The 21,538-nt window shown below is 47.0% G+C and carries 19 protein-coding genes; 4 read left to right on the top strand and 15 right to left on the bottom strand.

The features are described 5' to 3' along the window. Positions 1-46 precede the first annotated feature (46 nt). From HB364_RS08900 to HB364_RS08890, 3 genes are all read right to left on the bottom strand, one after another. Positions 47-2,125 carry a CehA/McbA family metallohydrolase domain-containing protein gene (locus tag HB364_RS08900; RefSeq protein WP_167287532.1) on the bottom strand — a complete coding sequence of 693 codons (2,079 nt, stop codon included), beginning with the start codon at positions 2,123-2,125 and terminating at the stop codon, positions 47-49. Between the two features lie 106 nt (positions 2,126-2,231). Continuing rightward, the gene (locus HB364_RS08895) at positions 2,232-3,278 is read right to left on the bottom strand and encodes a nucleoid-associated protein (protein ID WP_167287531.1); all 1,047 of its coding nucleotides are present in this window, start codon (positions 3,276-3,278) and stop codon (positions 2,232-2,234) included. 57 nt (positions 3,279-3,335) lie between these two features. After that, positions 3,336-3,857 (bottom strand): DinB family protein, encoded by a 522-nt coding sequence (locus HB364_RS08890; RefSeq protein WP_167287530.1) that lies wholly within the window; start codon positions 3,855-3,857, stop codon positions 3,336-3,338. A gap of 201 nt (positions 3,858-4,058) precedes the next feature. Between HB364_RS08890 and HB364_RS08885 the strand changes: the two genes are divergently transcribed. After that, on the top strand, positions 4,059-5,216 hold the full coding sequence (locus tag HB364_RS08885) for an RCC1 domain-containing protein (protein WP_167287529.1): 1,158 nt from the start codon (positions 4,059-4,061) through the stop codon (positions 5,214-5,216). A gap of 11 nt (positions 5,217-5,227) precedes the next feature. Here the strand turns inward: HB364_RS08885 and HB364_RS08880 are convergent, their stop codons facing one another. From HB364_RS08880 to HB364_RS08860, 5 genes are read right to left on the bottom strand one after another with little or no spacing between them, the layout of a single operon-like run. Continuing rightward, positions 5,228-6,346, bottom strand: coding sequence for a bile acid:sodium symporter family protein (locus HB364_RS08880; RefSeq protein WP_208419878.1), 1,119 nt, complete (start codon positions 6,344-6,346; stop codon positions 5,228-5,230). Between the two features lie 47 nt (positions 6,347-6,393). Beyond that, complete coding sequence (locus HB364_RS08875; RefSeq protein ID WP_167287528.1) at positions 6,394-7,320, bottom strand: RraA family protein; 927 nt, start codon at positions 7,318-7,320, stop codon at positions 6,394-6,396. A 7-nt stretch (positions 7,321-7,327) separates the two neighbouring features. Continuing rightward, positions 7,328-8,578, bottom strand: a complete 1,251-nt coding sequence (locus tag HB364_RS08870) for an amidohydrolase/deacetylase family metallohydrolase (RefSeq protein ID WP_167287527.1) — start codon at positions 8,576-8,578, stop codon at positions 7,328-7,330. Between the two features lie 9 nt (positions 8,579-8,587). Beyond that, positions 8,588-9,802, bottom strand: coding sequence for an aminotransferase class V-fold PLP-dependent enzyme (locus HB364_RS08865; protein WP_167287526.1), 1,215 nt, complete (start codon positions 9,800-9,802; stop codon positions 8,588-8,590). 32 nt (positions 9,803-9,834) lie between these two features. Next, complete coding sequence (locus HB364_RS08860) at positions 9,835-10,302, bottom strand: RidA family protein (protein ID WP_167287525.1); 468 nt, start codon at positions 10,300-10,302, stop codon at positions 9,835-9,837. Between the two features lie 307 nt (positions 10,303-10,609). Here HB364_RS08860 and HB364_RS33490 point away from each other — a divergent pair, with 307 nt between their 5' ends. Beyond that, entirely contained in the window at positions 10,610-13,045 is a 2,436-nt protein-coding gene (locus HB364_RS33490; RefSeq protein ID WP_167287524.1) for an outer membrane beta-barrel protein, read from the top strand. Positions 13,046-13,081: 36 nt separating this feature from the next. Here the strand turns inward: HB364_RS33490 and HB364_RS08850 are convergent, their stop codons facing one another. Continuing rightward, a complete protein-coding gene (locus HB364_RS08850; protein ID WP_167287523.1) occupies positions 13,082-14,056 on the bottom strand; it encodes an App1 family protein in 975 nt (324 codons plus the stop codon). 57 nt (positions 14,057-14,113) lie between these two features. On the opposite strand from HB364_RS08850, the gene HB364_RS08845 reads away from it, so the two are divergent. Next, the gene (locus HB364_RS08845) at positions 14,114-15,001 is read left to right on the top strand and encodes a diacylglycerol/lipid kinase family protein (protein ID WP_208419877.1); all 888 of its coding nucleotides are present in this window, start codon (positions 14,114-14,116) and stop codon (positions 14,999-15,001) included. 4 nt (positions 15,002-15,005) lie between these two features. Here the strand turns inward: HB364_RS08845 and HB364_RS08840 are convergent, their stop codons facing one another. The 5 genes from HB364_RS08840 to HB364_RS08825 form a co-directional block, all read right to left on the bottom strand. Further along, the gene (locus HB364_RS08840) at positions 15,006-15,968 is read right to left on the bottom strand and encodes a c-type cytochrome (protein ID WP_167287522.1); all 963 of its coding nucleotides are present in this window, start codon (positions 15,966-15,968) and stop codon (positions 15,006-15,008) included. 109 nt (positions 15,969-16,077) lie between these two features. Next, positions 16,078-16,632, bottom strand: coding sequence for a DUF1415 domain-containing protein (locus HB364_RS08835; protein WP_167287521.1), 555 nt, complete (start codon positions 16,630-16,632; stop codon positions 16,078-16,080). A 64-nt stretch (positions 16,633-16,696) separates the two neighbouring features. Next, positions 16,697-16,819 (bottom strand): hypothetical protein, encoded by a 123-nt coding sequence (locus tag HB364_RS33305; protein WP_262889759.1) that lies wholly within the window; start codon positions 16,817-16,819, stop codon positions 16,697-16,699. A 47-nt stretch (positions 16,820-16,866) separates the two neighbouring features. Beyond that, on the bottom strand, positions 16,867-17,742 hold the full coding sequence (locus tag HB364_RS08830; protein WP_167287520.1) for a retron system putative HNH endonuclease: 876 nt from the start codon (positions 17,740-17,742) through the stop codon (positions 16,867-16,869). After that, a complete protein-coding gene (locus tag HB364_RS08825; protein WP_167287519.1) occupies positions 17,739-19,124 on the bottom strand; it encodes an AAA family ATPase in 1,386 nt (461 codons plus the stop codon). Before HB364_RS08825 ends, HB364_RS08830 begins: the two co-directional genes overlap by 4 nt. A 1,237-nt stretch (positions 19,125-20,361) precedes the next feature. On the opposite strand from HB364_RS08825, the gene HB364_RS08820 reads away from it, so the two are divergent. After that, positions 20,362-20,658 (top strand): DUF4884 domain-containing protein, encoded by a 297-nt coding sequence (locus tag HB364_RS08820; protein WP_167287518.1) that lies wholly within the window; start codon positions 20,362-20,364, stop codon positions 20,656-20,658. Between the two features lie 3 nt (positions 20,659-20,661). Here HB364_RS08820 and HB364_RS08815 read toward each other — a convergent pair whose 3' ends face one another. Beyond that, on the bottom strand, positions 20,662-21,498 hold the full coding sequence (locus HB364_RS08815) for an MBL fold metallo-hydrolase (protein ID WP_167287517.1): 837 nt from the start codon (positions 21,496-21,498) through the stop codon (positions 20,662-20,664). Between the last annotated feature and the right edge of the window lie 40 nt (positions 21,499-21,538).

The raw sequence follows: 21,538 nt of genomic DNA, 5'->3' as shown, positions 1-21,538 counted from the left end.
AACTTCGGGTATTTTTATGAAAGAAACCCGAAAAATAACCGGGACTTTATTGATCGAGCCAAACCATTTGTGTGAAGGCGCCATTGGCAGCAGCATCCCATACTTCTATCCGTACCCATTTACGGTTGGCCAATGAAAGGGAGAACTGGTATTCCTTTTTGCCGAAAGCTTCGGTATTATTTAGATTAATATGTTCCCGGTATACCTGTTCGCCATCACCTGAAACAATCTCCAGGTATTGCAAGGGGAATGTCCAGTCTATTGTTATAGCTATGGCTGCTTTGCCCTGCTGCAGGTGTGCCGTTTCACCAGAGCGTTTACCATTCACCCTGAACCGGGGCAACAGGATCTCTCCTGTAGACACGAAGAACTTTCCCTGTTCCATCGCATCCAATACAGGTTGCCAGCCACTTTTCCAGGAAGGCAGGGTATCCAGTTGCAGGTAGTTCACATTCAGGTGAGCATATACTTCAAAATGTGGTTCTATTTTAAAAAGATCTGCTTCAGCAATCACATGCTTTCGATGGCCCCAGTTGGCCATATCATCCATGAGGTCCAATATCCGCCGATTACCGAGATAGGGCTGTGAAAGATCGGCCGGCATTGCTTTCCAGGCAGCACCGAAGAAACGGTCCGATATAAAGAAGGCTTCGTTTTTGTATTTATCCGGATAACCGGTAGATCCTTTGGTACGGGCATGGGCTGTCCAGGCCAACCCTTTTTCGGTTTGGAGTAATTGCAGCATCTCCTCTTTGTTGCCAATGCGATATACTGTTCCATATTTCGGGTCCTGTTCTACATAAGGCTCTTCCGGTTTGCGCGACATGATCCAGTACACGGGTTTAGGAAAGAAATTCATCCAGTGACCGCCCAGGAAGTTATTCGGTTCCTCGCCGGGCAGTAAGAGGAAGCTGGTATCGGACAAACGTTCGCATTCATCAAACAATGTTTTCAGTTCCGGTAAACGTTCATTGACCGGACCTTTCGGATGTCCTGGTCCGTGAAACTCGCCCAGGTGAACAATATCAACACCGGTATTTTTAAACACCTTCACAAAGTTGGGCGTTTCGGGTATGGGCTTATTGCCCAGCACATCCTGCACATGTTCAATATGGAAATGGCTGGCCATGGTTTTATAACCGGGCATAGCGGGATATTGATCATTATGCGTAAAACGCTTTACCTCCGTTAATGCCTTACCGGCTTTCTGTGTGCTCAGGAGGCAAAAGAAATGAAGGCGTTGTTTTGTACCCGGCGGGGCATTGAACCAGGGTACATAACGGCGATCACCAAAGAGGTCCTGCCGGATACCAATACCGTATCCCTTGATCATATCGCGGTAATTGCTGCCATGCCAGGTAAATTTCAGGTTGAAGGCTTCATCCAGGGGGTAAAAGTACTGGTGAGGCGCCGGGAATAAAGCCAGGCTACCTCCCTGCCCTTCTCCTATAATAGTTCTGTATTTTACTTCCTGGTTTTTGGCGGGCCTGGTGGCCACGGGCATCACTGACTGCATGGTGTTATCAACATCCGACCAGCTTACCTTATTCCACAACTGGTTACGGCTTACCAATCCGGCATCGTATAATAAAGCAGTAGAATCCATTGCTGTGGAGATCACGGCCGCCACATTGAACAAGGGACTTCCTTTGTATAGGGTAATCTCTATATCGCCACTGAAAGAAGCTGCCGCCACCTGTGAAATAATGATCTGTGTACGGAAACCGTTGCTGATTACCCGGGCGCTGCGTTTTTCAAACTGCAGGGGATAAGCCTGATAAGGCTTCTGTGGCACCCGGTCGAAGAAGATATTCCAGCCATTCTGTGAAACCAGGTCACGCTTACCCAGTGTAATAATAAAGGCCGGATCTAACCCGGCGGCTATTTCTTTAAACACTCCCTGACTGGTAAGTTGTATGCTTTTGAATAGGGGCTGCTGCTGATCGAGGCTGATGAGCAATTTTGCCTTTTCTGATTTACCGGCCTGCCAGCTAATATCCAATACGTTGTTCCGGACAGTAGCTACAGCACCACTATTCTTTTGGAGACCGGAGAGATCAACCGGCAATTGTGCTTTGGCAATCGTATTGGCAAGGAGAAGGACGAATAAGGTAAATTTCTTCATATGGCTGCTTTACAAATGCAGCGATGAAGATAAAGTATTCGATAGATTTCCGGCCATAAGGAAGTACAGACCGGACATTAAAAGTTATTAAAGTATATAAAGGCAATCAGGTCTCCTCGTCATAATAGATCTTATAGTACTTCTTGCCGCTCATTTCATCAACGCCTCTTTCGATGAGGTCACGGCGGCCATGGATGTAGATGTGAAAGTTCTTGTCCAGCTTCAGTACTGTTTTAAATACCTTTTGCTGTTTCTTCACCGCCGAGAGGTTGATATCAAACTCGTCTTCTATTTCAAAATTGCGGGCCGATTCAAAGTTCTTCTTGTAAGCCATGAAGGTATCCACTACTTCCGGGTGGTGAATGACCTCATCGGCAAACTCCTGCAGGTTGAACTGTTCTTTGGTCTTGAAATAATCCATCGAACGATTCAGCATGTCTATCTGGTCGCTCTTGCTTACATCGAATTTCTCCGCATACTCATTCGTCACAAAGGTTTTGCAAAGGCTCAGGTATTTATCGGTATGGTGATAGCTATCGGCATAAGGCTGTACCTGCAAAAAATCAGTGACCCAGTACTGGGTATCATTCTGCTTGTTGGTACTGTCTACCACACATACCTTATATCCATCTACTGTATTCGTGTTGAAAACCAGGCAGCCTTTATCGAGCTTATTGATATTGATGCCCGTTTCCTGAATTACTTCCCAGCTTTTGCCATGCTGGAATACTTTGAGGAAGGTTTCTTTGGTCTCCGACTTAAAGATGCCGATGGCCCGTACGTATTCTTTTTCAAACAATACCCGGTCGAACAGCACCACGTACAGTTCCCCTTCCTTTACCTTGGTATGGGTAGATTTGCTGTACAGGAATTGCGCCAGCAGGGCAGCCTGTGGTATAAAGGTATCCGTATCATCAAAAATGGTACGCACGTAATTATATACTTCATTCAGGTTCACATCACTAAGGTGGGTGAACCGGAACAGTTCATTTTCATTAAAAGCACCCAGGAAGTATTTGGTGAGCAGCCCCTGTACAATCTCATCATTCAGGGTAAGCGGGTTTTCAGAAAGCTTTAATTCTTCTCCGCGCGAGGGATTGCCCACTTTGTGCACCATCACTTTTTGCAGTACTACGCCATCAAGTCCTGTCATTGTCCATTTTTTTCAGGCGGCGAAGATAAGGGGAAGGAAGGTTTTATCCGGGCTGAGTTATTCACCTTGCTTTGCCTTCAATACCTGCACGGTTACCAGCAACTGGCCGGTATGCCGCATAGTATGCTCGGCGGAATGGAAAAGCAGTCCCAGCACGGTAGAAGGCACCTGTTTACGGCCCACGCCCCGCACGGCTGTGAGTGTATCGGGGTCGATCGTTTTCAGTCGCGTTATGGATTGCCGGACCTGCACATCCAGTGTTTCCAGCAGGGAAGACAGTCGAACCCCTTCCGTTATTTTACCTTCCAGGGAGAGGTAATGCAGTTGCTCATCTGACAGCATGCGCCCATCAGCATAGGTAAACAGCCTGTCCAGTACACCGGGTATGTGCTGCAGGTGAAAGCCGGGCGATGCCACGCCTGCGGGTTGCTCCCACAAGAGGCTTTCCGGAAAATCCTGCAGCCTATCATGAATTTCTTCCTGCGCCTGCAACAGGGCATGCGCCACGGGCTGCAATAAAGCAGGTATCCCCTCCAGGGGACCGCGCAGCCATACTTCGGGTAGTTTATCGGATGCCATGGTAATGACCACAAGTTAATAAATAAGTGCGGAGCAGAAACTAATCAGGTAATATCCCTACGCTTCATACAGCGTATTGTTCAATTGACCAATAAGGCAATAGCAGGCGGCTATGCAAGGCTATACTTTTGTTTGCCGGAGAGGTGACACCTTTTCTGCGCGAAGCGGGCGAAAGGTCACCTCTGCCTTAAAATAACTCCCATGAAAGCATTGTACAGTCTGCTCACGGCACTATTTATCTTCATCACTACCGGCGTAGCGCAGTCGCCCGTTAAAACACTTAGCACCACGCAACAAGGATGGATGGCTACGATGATCATCTCCGACGCGCGCAGTGTGGTAGTGCATTATATACTGATGGCCGATGGCACGGTACAATCATTCAGGCCCGGCGGAGTACTGGAGCCGGTAGGTATTGACAATGTGGCAGGCATAGCTGGTGGCCTGTTTCATGTGGTGGCCGTTAAAAAAGACGGCACAGTATGGACCTGGGGGCGTAATGACGACCAGCAACTGGGCAACCAGGCATTGACCGCTGCCAAGAAATCGGAGAGTCAAACACCCGTACAGGTGAGCGGCATTACGAATGCCATACAGGTGAGCGCTGCCGCCAAAACCTCTTTTGCCTTACTGGCTGATGGAACGATTAAAGCCTGGGGCGTGGGCAATTGCGGTATGACAGGCGATGGTAAAGAGTTGACCGGTGAGATGACAACCGCCAGAATCTCCGGCAGGCCGATACCTGTAGCGGTGAAAGGCATTACCAATGCTATTGCTATATCCGGCGCGATGGCTTTACTGGCAGATGGCACTGTAATGACCTGGGGCAATGGAAAACATGGGCGACTGGGCAATGGTACTACCGAAAACGTAGCTGCCCCGGTACCTGTATCAAACATAAAGAATGCGATAGCCATTGCAGGATATGAGGATGGCGGTATGGCCCTGCTGGCAGACGGCTCTGTTTGGGTATGGGGTAAAAATTACAAGGGACAACTGGCCAATGGAACGCGCGGCAACAATCAACATGAATTCAGCGCCGTACCGCTCAAAGTGCCGGGTATCAATAATGCAATCGCTATAACAGCCGGCACCACCTGCTTTGCCTTGCTGAAGGGTGACAGCATCAAAGCATGGGGTTGGGGTGAAGTAGGCGCTATGGGCGCGAAGCGTCCGGATGTTAATTCCACGCCTTTGCCCGTACCCATTATCACCAATGCTACCGCTATCAAATCAGCCAATGGTTCAGGGTTTGCTTTATTGCCGGATGGGACTGTGATGGGTTGGGGTGCCAATACACAGGCAACGGGCCTGTATAAACATAGTTATTCGCCCATTAAGGTAGCCAGTATAAAATAGCCTGTAAGCCATTACCTTACTTGTGCCACAGCATCTGGTTGTAAAGATATATCGGCCTGCTCCTTATCATTGGGCGGATGCCGGTGCCACCAGGAGGCCAGTATTGATCCTGTAATATTCATCAGGGGTCCGAATATGGCCGGCGCTAATCCCAATGTTGCAGCTTTGCCCATTTCTTTGGCGAGCCCGGAAGCAAGTCCGCCATTTTGCATACCCACTTCAATAGCAATGGTGCGTGAATCACGCTCGCTTAACCGGAACAAGCGGCCTACCCAATACCCGAATAGATAGCCGGTGGTGTTATGGATCAGGGCGCAGGCAATGAGTGCAGGCCCTATCAGTACAAGGCTATTCCTGCCGGAGGCAGTAATGATGACGATGATAAAAGCAATGCCAAACATAGACACCAGCGGCACGGCTTTATCCAGCCAGGTAATCCTTCCTTTGAAATACCGGTTGAATAGAAGGCCGGCGCCAATGGGAATAACCACCATTTTTACAATATCCCACATCATGGCCAATACATTGACTTCAATGAACTGACCTCCCAGGAATTTCATCCACAAAGGAGTGATCAAAGGAGATAATAAGGTAGCGATGGCGGTTAGTGTAACAGACAGTGCTAAGTTGGCATTGGCCAGGTACGACATAACATTGGAGGCCATGCCACAGGGCATACTGCCAATGAGCACCACACCGGCTGCAATTTCGGGCGGGAAGTTAAATAGCCGCGCCAATGCAAAACCCATCAGCGGCATAAATGTAAAATGGCCGGCCAGGCCGATCAGCACTGGTTTGGGCATCCGGATAATACCGGCAAAGTCTTTAACACCCATTTCCGTGCCCATACCAAACATAATGAGTTGTATGAGTGGAGTGATCAGTGTAGTAAGCTTGAACCCGTACCAGGTAGCAAAATACGTGGGATAAAACAAGGCCATGGTAACGGCTGCAAAGATGATGGCCGTGTAAGCAAATCCTTTGAGCAATGCAAAACCCCTGAACGCAACAGACAGCATGATGAAAAAAGCAATCAGCAAAGGACCGCCATAGTCAACAGCACCTTTTGTCAATAGAACAACAGCAGCTATTAATAATACGGCAGCAACGTAAAAAGCAATCCTGTACATAATTATCCGGTGCAAAGTTTGATTAATGTAAATACCAGTGCAGGCAATTACCAGGTCCTGTTCTTCATGTATTCATCCAACTGGGCGCGTGTCATGGGAATCTCTTCCGGATGCTTGCTGAGCCATTGCAGGAAGTCCTGTTTAATAGCATCTGTCCAGTCGTTGTCAATTTGACCGGGTGTATAACGCCCTTCTTTCAGCATGCTAATGCCAAACTTGTCTTTCAGTATAATAAACTCGGCGGTAACAATCACCTTTTCGGCCAGGTGGGCTGGAATAAAGATCACGCCTTCCCTTTTTGCCAATACGAGGTCGCCGGGCAATACAATAGCATGGCCCATGCGGATCGGCGTATTCAATCCCATCAAGACTACATCCTGGAGATAAGAGGGGTCCCAGTCACGCACAAATGCATTAAACCCTTTGATGGCCAGCAATCCTTCCAGGTCACGCGCTGCCGCATCGAATACCACTCCATTCCCCGATCTGGCATAGATCGCATTGCCTAAGTTGTTGCCGATGAGTGTACCATTGGCTATTTTTCCAAAACCATCGGCCACATATACATCTCCTTTCGTGAGCCGGTCAATGGGCCATGCATTGGTGTTGCCTACGCGGCCTTCCTTTTTGCCTCGCTCTTTGATGTTCTTCTCCACATCGGGCCGGGCCGGCATGAAAGAAGCGGTCAATGCACGCCCTACCACCGGCGAATCCGCATGTATCATTTTCCAGCTTCCTTCAAACTGGCAATGATATCCTTCATTGCTTAGTATGGTCCACACATCGGCAATGGCAATGTTTTTGGCTCGCCGTACCAGGTCGTCAGGAATTTTAGGCCGTCCATCTGCAAACCGCTCCCCCTTCCAGGCGGCCGTTAAAAAGATCAACTCTTCTTTGGGGATTGTTTGTGCCTGTAGCAGGCAGGGCGCCATGCAAGCAAAAACTGATATAGCAATGACCGGTATGTATTTCATCCCTAAACTATTTCTTTTGATTAATAACAATTACCGGTGTGGCAATCCCGTTCAGGTCGTATACGATCTTTCCGCCTTTTATGGTCATTTCACATTCCAGCTTTTGGGGAGCTTCTATTTTATAACCGGTATAGTCGTAATAGCCAAACTTGCCTTCCCGTACACTGAGTATCGCTATATCGGCAATGGCGCCCGGAGAAAGATGGCCTAATTCTTCGTGCTTTATTTCTTTGGCGGGATTCCAGGTAGAAGCTTTAATAACACCTGGGAGGTCCATGCCTATGGCCATCAATTTCGACATGACGTGAAGCATGTCTTTCATGGCCAGGTTCATACTCCTGCTATGAATATCGGTACTGATGGAATTCGGATAGAACCCATTCCTGATAGCAGGGATGGCCTGTGAAAAGGTAAAGCTCAGTTCTCCATACCCCACATCAAAAACAACGCCTTTCCGCTGCGCTTCCAGCACAAAAGGCTTTACTTGCTGATTATTGATATCTACTACCGGCTCCCGGTCTTTTAGCTGGCCGAAGCAATGGGTGAAGATATCGCCCGGCCGCAGGTATTTCAGGAACAAGTCCTGAATGGATAGCTGGGGCTGACTGGAGCCGAAATCTATCATTACCGGAATACCGGCTGCATTGCCCGCTTTTACAGCCTCCTCTACCGGTGTCCATTCCTGCCCGATAAAATGCGCCACCTTAACCCCTACAATGTATTCCGGGTAACGTTTGGCCACCAGTGCCGTCATCTTTGCATCCATATCGTGGGTGTTCTGCTCATACAAAATACCCTTCATCCCATCTCCCACAATATTCAATAATGACAGTACTCTTGTTTGTGAATTGTCTATCACCTGTTTTTTAAACAACGGAAAGTTGCGCCAGCCGGCCCCGCCGGCATCTACAACAGTGGTAACCCCGGCACGAAAAGTGAATCCATCCGGGGGAATAGCCCTGGTGCCATTGCTGAAAGCATTATCAGGATCGGTGCCATAAAAGAAATGACCATGTATATCAATCAGGCCCGGCGTCACATACATGCCTTTGGCATCTACTACCTGTATGGCCTGCCGGGCATCAATGTTTTTTGCTACGGCAACCACTTTGCTATCGTTTATGGCTATATCCATGAGCTCATTGATATTGTTCCTGGGATCAATAATATGCCCGCCTTTAATCACGATAGCATATTGCTGGGCCTGTACAAACAAGATGATACTGAAGAGGAATAAGAGTACAGTTGTTTTACGCATGGGCCGGGTTTAAGCTTTCACCAATTCTTCCTTAATCCTGGTGGCCACTATTTTCTCCTGTCCGGGTTTCAGCATCCATACGGTCACCACAATGCTGTTATCCCGTACGCCTCCGATTTCTATGGAAGGAGTAGCATTGCGCAATCTTGTTTGCAGGTCTTTCCCGGTCAATTTCACGGTGGCATTGTCCCAGCTTATTTCGAGGGTAGGTGTAGTATTGCCCAACGGAGGGACTGTTATGTTTGTTGTAACCCCCTTCACCTGCTTCACGGCACTTTCAATATGTGCTACGGCTGCTTCCCATACCTTCCATTCTTTATCATGGTCCTGGTTGATGTATTTTTCCAGCGCTACGTACATACCAATCACTTCTTCTTTGTTCACCTTCATCCCCCGGCCAATGTTGAAACCACGCGGCGGCATGTGTAAGCGGGCGGCAGCAATAATCTCCTTCTTCCCCATGAGCAGGCCGGCGCTTTGCGGCCCACGGATGGCTTTGCCGCCTGATATGGCCACAAAACTGAAGCCCATATCATTAAACTTCCAGAGGTTAGATAAAGGTGGCACATCGGCTGCTATATCGATGGAAGTCGCTATCCCGTGTTTACGACCGATGGCCACCCATTCTTCATGCACGATCTTTCCTTTGTCCGCTTCGATGTTTAGAAAATGAAGCAGCGCTGTTTTTTCATTGATCGCCTTTTCCAACTCTTCTATCGTTTCTATATAGATTATTTTACAACCGGTATTTTTCAGGGCATGGTTGTAGACTATCTCATGTGCCTTCTGGCAGATCACTTCCGATTTCATACCGGTGCCTTCCAGGTGGGGAAGCTGTTCTACCTTTTTGAGGTCCATACCGGTAAGAATGCCAGCCAAGCCAAGGGTCATAGCAGCAAAAGCGCCGGATGTTACCACAGCCGCTTCTGCATGTACCAGGGAAGCGATCTTTTCCCCTGCCCTGTCCTGCAACTCATCCATCATGCAGAAGTCTTTTGAACTGTCATAGATGGCTTCCAATACCACATCGTGCATCAACGAACCGGTCATGGCCGTATAAGTACCTGCTGCATTGATGAAAGTGCGCACGCCCAGTTCTTTAAAAATATCGCGCTTTGCAGAAGGGGTAAATGGTGATGCCCAAGCAGGTTGCCCGGAAAGGTTTGCCGCGCCGCCGGCCAATGGGAATGCGGACAGGTATTTAAGCAGTTCTCTTCGTTGCATAAGCTGGTTAGTTTGGGATGACCGGTTATTGATTATACGTAGGCAATACAATCTATTTCCACCAGGGAATCGCCCGGTACGCCGCCTTTGGCAACGGCAACAGTGGTACGTACAGGAGGCTTTGCTCCAAATCGTCCCCGGTATACTTCATTCATCGCCTTGTAGTCGGCAATGTCATTGAGGTATACATTTACTTTCAGTACTTTTTGCATGGAAGAACCGGCTGCCAGGAGTTCTTTTTCCAGTTCTTTCAGCACATGATCGGTATGTGCTTTGATATCGCCATCAAAATGGGCTCCTTTACCAGCTATGAAGACAAGGCCGTTGAATTTGGTAGCCATGGAAAAAAAAGGCACCTGCTGCTCTTCCACTACATTAAACACTTCCTTCTCCCCGGCAGCTCCTTCGGCTGTTTCTGCATTTGCCAAAGATTTTATTCCGACCGTACCTGCCACCACAGCCAGCAGTTTTTTTAAAGCATTTCTCCGTTGTGCGCTCATTGTTTTGGTTTTTTTATAAGTGTTGGGAATGGTTTAATAGTCAATTACCTGCAATATTTGCAACTAAAAATAGGGTATTTTGAGGATAAAACAGCCTAATACTGCAAAATATTTGCAATTAATACGTATTAAAAGATACCACAACTGCAAATTATGCAACAACCTTATGCAGAACGGCATGGGTATGTAAATAAGCGCCAAAGCTTTTATCAGGCGCCTGCCGTCTGTGTAAAAAGCCGCCCGGCACCTGCTTTTCCGGGTAAAAGAAGCGACATTTATCGCCAACCAACTTTAAAACGACCGATCAGTGAAGTGGACTAACTGCCTAATCGCTTTATTATCCTTTTTAATCTGTCATGCCCTTTCTGCCCAGCCTGCTGTCAGCATCAAAATTTCCGGCTCTGTTACAGATAGCTCCGGGCAATTGTTGCCCTCCGTAACGGTGATGCTGTTAAAATCGGCAGACTCTTCTACTGCTAAAATCACCAGCACTGATCACAGCGGCGTCTTTGCGTTGGAAGAGGTTCCTGCCGGCCAATATTTCCTGTCTTTTTCAGCTACGGGTTATATGCCCCATAGCGTAGCGTTACCTGCACTCGATGCTTCTTTTACAACCGGTCCTGTACGCCTGCAACGCACTGCCACGATGCTGGCAGGTGTAACAGTAGTAGCCCGTAAACCCCTGATCGAATTAAAGCCCGACCGTACGATCGTGAACGTAGATGCGGCTGTAACCAATGTAGGCGCTACCGCATTGGAGGTACTGGAGAAATCGCCCGGCGTAACGGTTGACCGCAATGGCACGATCAGCCTGAAAGGCAAACAGAATGTGCTGATCCTGATGGATGGCAAGCCCAGCTATCTTTCGGCCACTGACCTGGCCAATTACCTCGGTGGATTAAGCGCTTCGCAGGTTGAACTGATAGAGATCATGACAAACCCTTCTTCTAAATATGATGCAGCAGGCAATGCTGGTATTATTAATATCAAAACCAAAAAGAATAAAGTAAAGGGCTTTAACGGCAATCTTAACCTCGCCTACGGACAAGGGCGTTATTATAAAAACAACAACAGCCTGCTGCTGAATTACCGCAACGGCAACTATAACCTGTACCTCACGTACAGCAATAATATCTCACAATACTTTACAGATATATACGCCTATCGCTGGTATTACGCAGACGACAATAAGACGGTCACGAACCGTTTTGAACAACCCACTTATATCACCAGTCCCCTGCGCAACCATAACCTGAAAGTGGGTGTTGATTATTCCCTGAGCAGGAAAACCACGCTGGGTGTATCTGTCACCGGTCTTCACTCTTCCCGTAAAACGATCAGCAATAATTACGGGGAGTGGATGAGCAAGGATGAGACGGTGGATTCTGTGATCCGCACCAGCAGTAATAATAAAAGCCGCTGGAAAAATGCCGGCTTCACGGTGAGTGCCCGGCATACCTTCAGTGAGAACAAGGAACTGTCCGCTGATATTGACTATCTTGACTATCAGCTTGACAACAGCCAGTATTACCTGAATACACTTACCGGCAATACGAATTATACAGATGGGTTAAGGGGCAACCTGCCTTCTGCCCTGCGCATTTTTTCCGCCAAAGCTGATTATACCCAACTGATCGGTAAACAACTGAAGCTGGAAACGGGCTGGAAAACATCGCATGTGAAAACGGATAACCTGGCCGACTATGAATATTTGGAAAGTAATGTATGGAAGCCCGACTACGATAAAACGAACCATTTCCTGTATGCCGAAACGATCCATGCTTTGTATGTGAATGCACAGCAGCAGGTATCACGCTGGACTTTACAGGGTGGCCTTCGTTTTGAGCATACGGCTTATGATGCTGACCAACTGGGCAATACTTTCCGGAAAGACTCTTCCTTTTCCAGGCAATACAGCAGTTTATTTCCCACTGGTTTTGCCAGCTTCCAGGCGGATAGCTCCCATACTTTTAGCTTCAGCGTCGGCAGGCGTATTGACAGGCCGGCTTTTCAAAAGCTGAACCCATTTGTATTCCTGATCAACAAGTACACATATCAAACGGGCAATCCCTATTTCCGTCCCCAGTATACCTGGAATTTCGAGTTCAGCCACCTGTATAAGGAAACACTGATCACTACCTTGTCCTACAGCGTTACCAATGATTATTTCTCCCAGATATTTCTTTCTGATACCAATGGGTTGATCATTTATACAGAAGGCAATCTGGGCAGGATGACGAATGTGGGCCTGTCTGTAAGCGCCCAGCTTGCTCCCACTTCCTGGTGGTCGGCATCCCTGCAGGCCAACCTCAACCGTAAAAAGATAGAAGGCGTAGTAGTAAACGCGTTGTCGGCTACCATCACGCAACTGAGTATGAATATCAGTAACCAGTTCCGTTTTAAAAAGGGATGGTCTGCCGAACTCTCCGGTTTTTATATTACCCGTGCACAGAATGACCTGCAGGAAGTGCTGGACCCTACCGGACAGTTAGCGGCGGGCGTAGCCAAACAGATTATGAAGAACAAAGCAAGCCTTAAACTCAGCATCCGCGATATTTTCTACACACAGGCCATGGCGGGATGGACAAGCTTTCAGGGCGCAACAGAATATTTTAAGCTCACCCGCGATAGCCGGGTGGCGACACTGGCTTTTAGCTGGCGCTTTGGTAAGCCCCTGAAAGGCGCTACCCGCAGAACGGGCAGTGCTTCGGATGAGATCAAAGAGAGAATAGGACAAAATTAGGCTTAGGGTGAGCCGCCTTTGGGAAGGCGACCCACCCTAAGCCTCTATCAATCCAATGGTCCGTCCATGTTCACGGGCCTCATCGCTACCAGTAAATAAAAAGGTATGAATGCCGGCTGCTTCTGCTGTTGCTAAGGTTTGCCGGGTGGCCGCCTCCTTTTCAGGCCTCACATTACGGATATAAATAGCAAATATCTTTTTCGGGTATTTGGTGGCAATGGAGGTATAGATATCAGGGTCATGTTGTGAATTATCGCCTATCAATACAAACTGTTGTTTGGGAAATACCTCCATTATGCGGGCTATCCGCAATAATTTACCGGCATGTTTTGTTTTACCGGTCCTGAATAACTCGTACCATCTTTTTACCTGGTTCAATAAGAAGGTCCCTTCCGGCAGTTTATTGTAACGAAAGAACTCCACCAGGTAATTATATAAGTTCCACTCACTGCTGGATACATAAAAGAAGGGATTGGGTGTTGTAACATTTGCCTGGGCAATGGCCAGGTGCTGGTACCAGTCGGCCACTTTGGCAAACTGCTGCCGGGTACGTGGATTCCTGATCAGCAGTTCCCGCAGCCGCCTGAATTTGGTAGCTGAATAGGAAACCATTACGGTATCATCAATATCGGAGATGAACGCATACTGGGTGGAATGTGGTACATATATCTTTCCCTCACCCGTGGCAACTGCGTTACCTTTCCTATCCATATAATCAACCCTTACCCCATGCCAGCCTGCTTTTATTTCATGTTGGGACTGCCATTCAAATTTAAAGAAACCATCATCTTCCGTTAAGGTGTTAATATAACCTCCCTTCCAATACAACCGCACCCGGGCCCGGGGAAAGGGTTTTACCCAAAAAAGACGCAACAGGTGTATAATGTTGAGCCATACCCGGCTGGTGTACTGTTTTCTTACAACGGCTTTGTTCTTAAACACATGGCCATACAGCACGAGGTCGTGCGTGTGCCCATATCCATGATATATTTTCACCTGTACGGTACCCATTGGCGGGTTATTAAGTGTTTTGCCTCAATGTGGTAATGTTTTTGCATAGTACCGGGTATGATGACGCCGGGTCCTATAAAACTACTCTTTATCGTAAACCACCGGTCGGGAACGAATAATACCGACTGGCACTCCATCATCCGGCAATATTTTAGCAATTCGCCACATACGGCTGATATTTTTGAGTTACCGGAAAATTGCAACACAGAACAGGTAAAACAAAAAATCCATGCCAGCCAGGCCCAACGGGTGATAGCGGTGGGCGGCGATGGTACAGTAAAAATGGTGGCGGAAGTAGTGGCAGGTACCGACCTGCCGCTGGGAATCATACCCGGCGGCTCTGCGAATGGGATGGCCAAGGAACTGGGCATACCTTTAGATATAAACGCTGCATTGGGGGTAGCTACAGAAGGGCTTGTTACCAAAATAGATACGATCCGTGTAAATGGTGAGTTGTGTATACACCTGTCCGACATTGGCTTCAATGCTTTTGTGGTCAAAACGTTTGAGTCCATGAAACGCCGCAGCATGTGGAGTTATATAAAAGCTGCCTGGCGGGTGCTATGGCGCAACCGGAAGATGCAGGTAAAGATTGAGACCGACAATGCCTATGTAAACCGGCAAGCGCAGATGATCGTACTGGCCAATGCCAGCCGGTATGGAACAGGCGCTGTGATCAACCCGGAGGGAAAGCTGAACGACGGCTTGTTTGAGATTGTGGTGATCAAAAAGATATCACCGGGCGAGATCTTTAAGATGTTTTTATCACACAAGCCCTACGACCCTGTGAAAACCGAATTGTTTAAGACCCGCTCTGTGAGTGTGCGGTCGCGCCACAAAACCCATTTCCAGGTAGATGGAGAATACCTGGGAAAGATCAATGACCTGGAAGCCACTATTGAGCCCCATGCACTCTCCATTATTGTTCCGGTAGAAAATAATTAGGGGACTATTCTTTTTCCTTCACCAGCCCGGGCTGTACAATGTTCTTTACCGGCTTTACTGTTTGCAGAAATTTATAGATCGCCTTTAATTCATCATCACTCATGCGGCTGAATGGACCCCAGGGCATGTGCGATTCCTTAATAACAGCTCCAATACGAAACCGCTCAATGAACTGTTCCTGTGTCCAGCCTTTTATGCGACCGGTTTCATGGGGTGTAAGGTTGGGCGTTGTTAAAGAATACATACCGGAATCGGTGGGCATTTCAAACTTTAATCCCCCGGCATAATCTTCACCGGTGAATGCACCAGTCATCAGGTCGCGGTTGGTATGGCAGCCCCGGCAGTTGGCTACGCTATTGGCAAGATATTGACCATATTCCGCCGTAGTATCTGGTTGAATGGATTGCAATACGGGGCCTGACGGGCCGACAGGCTTTATCAGGAAAGCTTTCACTGCTTTTCCCAGTAAATTGAATTCATGTCTGGGCACTTCGCTCTTTACTGGTGGCTGGCTGCGCAGGTAGGAAATAATAGCTACCAGGTCATCATCGCTGGTATTGTGGAAAGGCATGAAATCCAATAAGGCGTTGCCTTTGGCATTGACACCATAGCGCAGGGCACGTGCAATTTCTCCATCTGTCATACCCCCAATACCTGTTTCATGCGGGGTAAGGTTTTTGGAATACAGTTTACCGATCGGCAATGCAAATTCATTGCCCCCTGTCAATGCTACTTCCTCTCCCCGGAGCACTGCTGCTGCCATCGCTGCCGGCACATGACAGTTAGCACAATGCGCCGGTCCAAATACTAATTTTTTACCGCGGGCGATAACGGCACTGTCCATACTGGTCTTTACAGCGGGATAAGGGGCTTCAAATTTCAGGTCCTGCCTTGCTTCCACAGTTATGTAAAGCCCGGCAATAATGATCAGTAAAATAATGCCTGTCCATTTTAATATTCTTCGCATAGCATGTATGTTAGTACACGAAACTAACTATGCGGTGATGGATTGGAAATACCATAAAGGAAGGAAGTACCTCACCGGTTTTGGGGATAGGCGTATATGACGGGGATGGTCAGGATATGTTGAGGCAACTATCGCGCAACATTTTCATGTAGGTAATGCCTTTGTTACGGGCGAAATGAATGTTGTTCTGCGGTATGCTGTCCGGGTCGGGATAACGTTTAAGCGCCTGCTCAATGCTTTCCTCCCGCAGTAAATGTAGCATGGGATACACAGACCGGTTGGTAAAGTTGGCCGGATCATCAGCCGGCGCACCGGCAAAGCGATAATTGGGATGGAAGCTGGCCACCTGGTAAACGCCTTCATAGCCCTTTTTCTTCAGGAGTTTTTCAGCAAGTCCAACCAGATCGAGGTATTCATTAAAATCAGTAAAAGCCTTCGGGAAAATGAGCAGGATGGTTTCAATGTCCGGCTGTTCATCCAGTCGTTTGCATTCCTGCAGGAGCACTGTTAAACCATTTTCTATGCCGGCGCCTGTTTCCACCTGGTAATGGATGCTGTTGCGTTTTACTTCCCTGGCTGCAAAGGGACAGAAGTTGCAGGCTATCACTACATCGGTGATCCATTTCCGGGTTTGCTCAATAATCTGTGCCGTTGTGTATTCCATCGGCGCGAAGGTACCGGAAAGAAGGCAACAAGGCAGCAAGGCATAGAGGCAACAAGGTAAAAACTTAGCATCCTCCCCAGCCTAAGATCCAATAAAGGAGCAGGAATACAGCAATGGTACCGAGGCAACCACCTCCCCATTTCCAGGCGCCGTAACCAGCGATCAGCGCCCGAAGCCAATCTTTCATGTTGTAAGATTTATCAGGCAGTAATTAAAAAACCATGCCATCGGTGATCAATACAATCCATTTTCTTGCAGGATAGGTTGAATGAACTGTTTGGCGATTGCTGAATAAGGCTGGTCGGGTGCAATATATTGCGACAGCTTATCCAATGTCTGCATTAACCTTTCATAACAACTGTCTTCCCACGGCTTGATACCTGCCTTTTTGGCCTTCACGATTTCTTCACGGGTAGAGAGCAGAACTGAGATATGATATTGAATATCTTTTACGAGCTTAGCCCTTTCCTTTACAAGTGGATCACGTAACAAGGCATACACGCTGATAGACTGTTCTGCTTTTTTTATTTTAAACCGGTCAGGTTGGTTTTTTGCCTTAATGGCGCCATTATCAAGGTATTCGAGATACTCTTCCGGGTCTTCTGTACAGGGGTTGATCAGCAGACGCACTTTTTCTTCTTTAGCAAGATCTCCAGTGTGCGATTTGCAACGTGCACGTTCATCATCGATAGGGAATTGGTTGGCCTTACCCATGGTAAAAGCCCCCCCTTCAAACTCCTCCTGTGTGATTTTACGGTTACAGTTATTGCAGGACAGTAAAAGATTGTCCCAGTCTGCAGCCAGCCAGTAGTAGCCCGGTTTGAGCATCTTCTTTTTGTCGGTTACAATAGCAGCCTTCGGACGGAAATGTTCAATATCGCCAACCGTTACCGTTAAAATAGGGCTTTCACAATAAGCACACTTCCCATTGAACAACTTTTTCAATGCAATTTTTACTTCATCACTATTGTAAGCACAGAAATCAAACTTCTCATTTTTACTGGCGGAAGTGAAATGCAATTTTGCCTGCTCCTTTTCAAGCATGGCCTTCCCCATAGGATTTGTAAGTTCCTGCGGTACAGGTATTGTATGGCGGTCTACATGGATCACTGTTTAGTGTTTTTATCCCACACTTCGCGAATACGCGCCCTGACTTCCGCTTCGGCCTGCTTGCGAAAGTCATCACTTTTGATACGGTACTCAGCACCAGAATCATTAACTATTAACTCTTCGGAGGTTTCATTGGTCTCGTATTTTTGCACCCCTTTATATTGCCCAGGCATTTTAAGCTTGTTCATGGCCACAACTTCATCAACGGCTTTGTACAACAGCTCTTCCCTCCAAGTATTTCCCAACTCCTGGTAAGGTTTAAGAGCGGTTTCCAGCTCCCCTATACGCTTCTTCTGTTTGCTGGTAGGACGCGCCCTACTCAACAGGTAATGATATTCATTCAGCATTTTTTCCTCCGCAGGATCGATCACACTATTCAGGCCAAAGAACTCGGAGGTCAGCAACTGGTCAACCCGCATCCTGGAAGGATCAGGAAGATCAGTAATGGCAGATATCTTATGGGCTTCCTTGTCTTTCCGGAAAATGACCACTTCATTTTTTTGTAGTCCACGCAGACAGAGAGGGTCATGGGTAGTAGCAATGAACTGCATGTGTGGAAATGTTTTACGGAAGCTTTCTACCACCCGCATGCACCAGCGGGGATGCAGGTGGGTGCCTATTTCATCAATTACTACCAATCCTTCCGCACTCTCCATGGTGCCGGCACGCAGCAGGAGGCTCATCATATCGCAGGCGGTAGCAATAATGGATTTATAGCCATCGCTCAATTCCTTCATTTTATCGGGAGGCCGGTGAGTATGCGTTACAATCACCTCGCCTTTTTCCACCTTCAACATGGCTTCCGGGTCATCGAGTTCCTCCGATAATATATCCATAATGGCGCGGGCGGCATAGTCAAATTGTTCACGGTTTGTTTTGTATAAGGATACCAGCCATTGATTGCCATAGAGGGCATAGGAGGGATCGAACAGGTTCATGGCCCTGATATTTCGGGTGACAGCATTGGGTTCGGGTTTTAGCTTCTTACCGACCAACAACCGGGTAGAACCGTAGGCCAGCAGGTAGCCTTGTGGAGTGGTATGCGTGGACATGATCTTAGCGCTTCGTTTGGAGAACTCAATGCCTATCGGAACATCACTGCCAGTAGTGTATATTTTTACGAAGCCTTTTTCAGCGCCGCGTCTGAGAATATCCTTTGCCCTAATATCCAGCTTATCGAGGTATTTGCTACCCATCAGGGAAAGTACAATGGCCTGCAGGAATGAACTCTTCCCTACCCCATTTTCTCCCAACAGCATCAGCCAATTATTGTTGCCGCTGCTATTAATATTGCTCACATTTTTACTAAAATTGGTATCAGCCTGGGTATGGGGGAAGATAATTTCCATGTCTTCGATAACCCTGAAATTGTTGATTACCATCCGATCTATTATGAGACGATTTATTGGTACTTCAATTTTTGTGAAATGTATTTCCTCAACAACCAAATTCTTTTTTTCGCTTACCTTGTTTGTTACAACAGGATCAAACATTATTTCATCTCCAAACTTTCTATAAAATTCAGACTTAACTCCTTTAGGCAAGGTTCTACGAATAAACTTAAAAAAGGTATTCGTCGTCTCACTTCCACATACATTTAATACTCTTTTCAGACAATTACGCGCAGTTCCTACATAAGGACTTCGGGAATTGTCATAGAATATATCTCCAACTTCCCTCTCCCATGATTTGTAAATAAAATCCCATTCAGCGGAAGAAGATTTATCAAGGAAAATTATTAAAGATTGAATGTATTTTTCTAAGGAATCTATAACATTAACCCTCGCTTTTATCAACGTCTTCCGGTTAAGTTGCAATATTTTGATAGTCCAATCGCCTTTCGTACTAAGCGGAATGGCGATACCCAGATTATTAAATTCAAGATGATCCTGCGGATCTTCATTGCAGGGATCTATTAATAGGTTTCTTTCCGTTTTAACAATCTCATTATAAGACATTTTTACCGGAGCCCGCTTCCCTTCTACAGGGAACCAATTGGACTTAGCGCGATTGCATGCTTGGCAACAATAGAATATATTCTTCCATTCATAACATAGCCACCAATAATGATCAGGAGAAAACTCATTATTGGCCCCTTTTGCGCTCATTGGCCGAAAATTCTCCAAATCGGTGCTACCAACTCCATTAATAAGGGATTCACAATAAGCGCATTTGTAATTGAATTCTTTAGCCAACTGCTGTTTGGCACCCTGGATAGGCCATGCATTAAAATCGAACCTCTTTTGTCTTTTTATAGTAGAAGATGATTGCTCATAAAAATTTTCCAACTCTTTCATAAGCGAAGCTACCTTATATGGCTGCAAGGAAGGCGGTATTGTATCTGAGCGATAAATGCGGATCATTGATGCATATTTTAGGCATGAAAGAGAAAAGGGTATAATTGACCGCAACCCAACCCAATATAAACCCTTTTCCTGATATGAAAAAAGCGTGTTTCAACGGCTTTTTGTACGCATCAATCACCGGTTAGCTTCAGTACCTCTTCTTTGGAAATACGGCAGTTATCTCCGCGCAGTTACCAACCTTAATAAAAAGTCAAAAATCGCATTTTAACGCTTCAGTATGACCATACCGTTTATTTTTAGGGAAACCCTGTCTATGCAAAAGTTTTTACCATTTATTGCCATCCTGGCCTTTGCATCGTGTACAATAGCACGGCCACTTTCCAAAGAACCTTCACAAAACAACGTTACGTATACGGTGGAATATCTTTTTGAGCACGATGGCTGTAAGGTATACCGGTTTTACGACCGGGGTAATTATGTATACTTTACCAATTGCAAAGGTGAAGCGATTGCCATGACAGACAGTACGGCTATTAGAAATACCACGAGGTTAGTCTCAAAATATTTTCAGCCTGACCCTCACCGAGAGGATATAAAAAAACAGCAATAGGCTTCACGAGGCATTACTTCCTATTATCTCCAGGTAGCGTTTTACCGACTTCGTAAATATTTCTTTTGCTCCTGTATAGACATTAAGGCCGTCGAATGCACTGAACATGCTGTCAAATGCCAGTGGAGCTAACCGCTCATGAATGATACGCACATCGGCGGACGGCATGGGAACGTAATTGGGAAAGCTGTACATGAAACCTACCTGTTTTCTATCCCGGCTTACAAAGATGCTATCGCCGGTAAGCAAGGTACCCTGCGCGCCATGATGCGGCATATGTAATACGATACTTCCCGGGAAATGGCCAGGCGTATGCACCAGGCTCATCCCATCCCATAGTTGCTTTTGATTACCACTCCACAATGCTATATGATCATGCTTATCCATGATCCATTGCTGGTCGGCTTCATGCAGGTAGATGGGACAATCAAAGATCTTTGCCCAGGCGACCATCAAACTATAGTAATGGGGATGGGAGATGGCAATGGCTTTTAATCCTCCCCTGGATTGAATGAAAATGGCTGTTGGCTCATCTACGAAGGGAAGGCAATCCCACAGGATATTGCCTCCAGGCGATTGTACTAGGAACGTCCGCTGTGTTATAGCAAAAGCAGGCACCAGCCGCAGGTCATGGAGGTCTTTATCCCTTTCGATAATCAGGATAGTATGGCTACCGGCAATTGCTTCATAGCTGGTCCAGTGCTGGCCGCTTTCCAGCACATATTGCCGGTCATCATTACAGATAGTACAACCATCACCGGCCTGTTTGGCCGTAGCATACCGGGTGCCGCAGGTGGCGCAGATGTTAGTGTCCTGTTTATTATCAATAGCGAATTTCATGATGACTCAGTTTAAATTATGTATGTTTACCAGGCTGCCT

It is taken from the genome of Paraflavitalea devenefica, assembly GCF_011759375.1.
GTDB lineage: Bacteria > Bacteroidota > Bacteroidia > Chitinophagales > Chitinophagaceae > Paraflavitalea > Paraflavitalea devenefica.
Note: the sequence above shows the minus strand (reverse complement) of the source record. Positions and strands in the feature narration are given on the sequence as shown.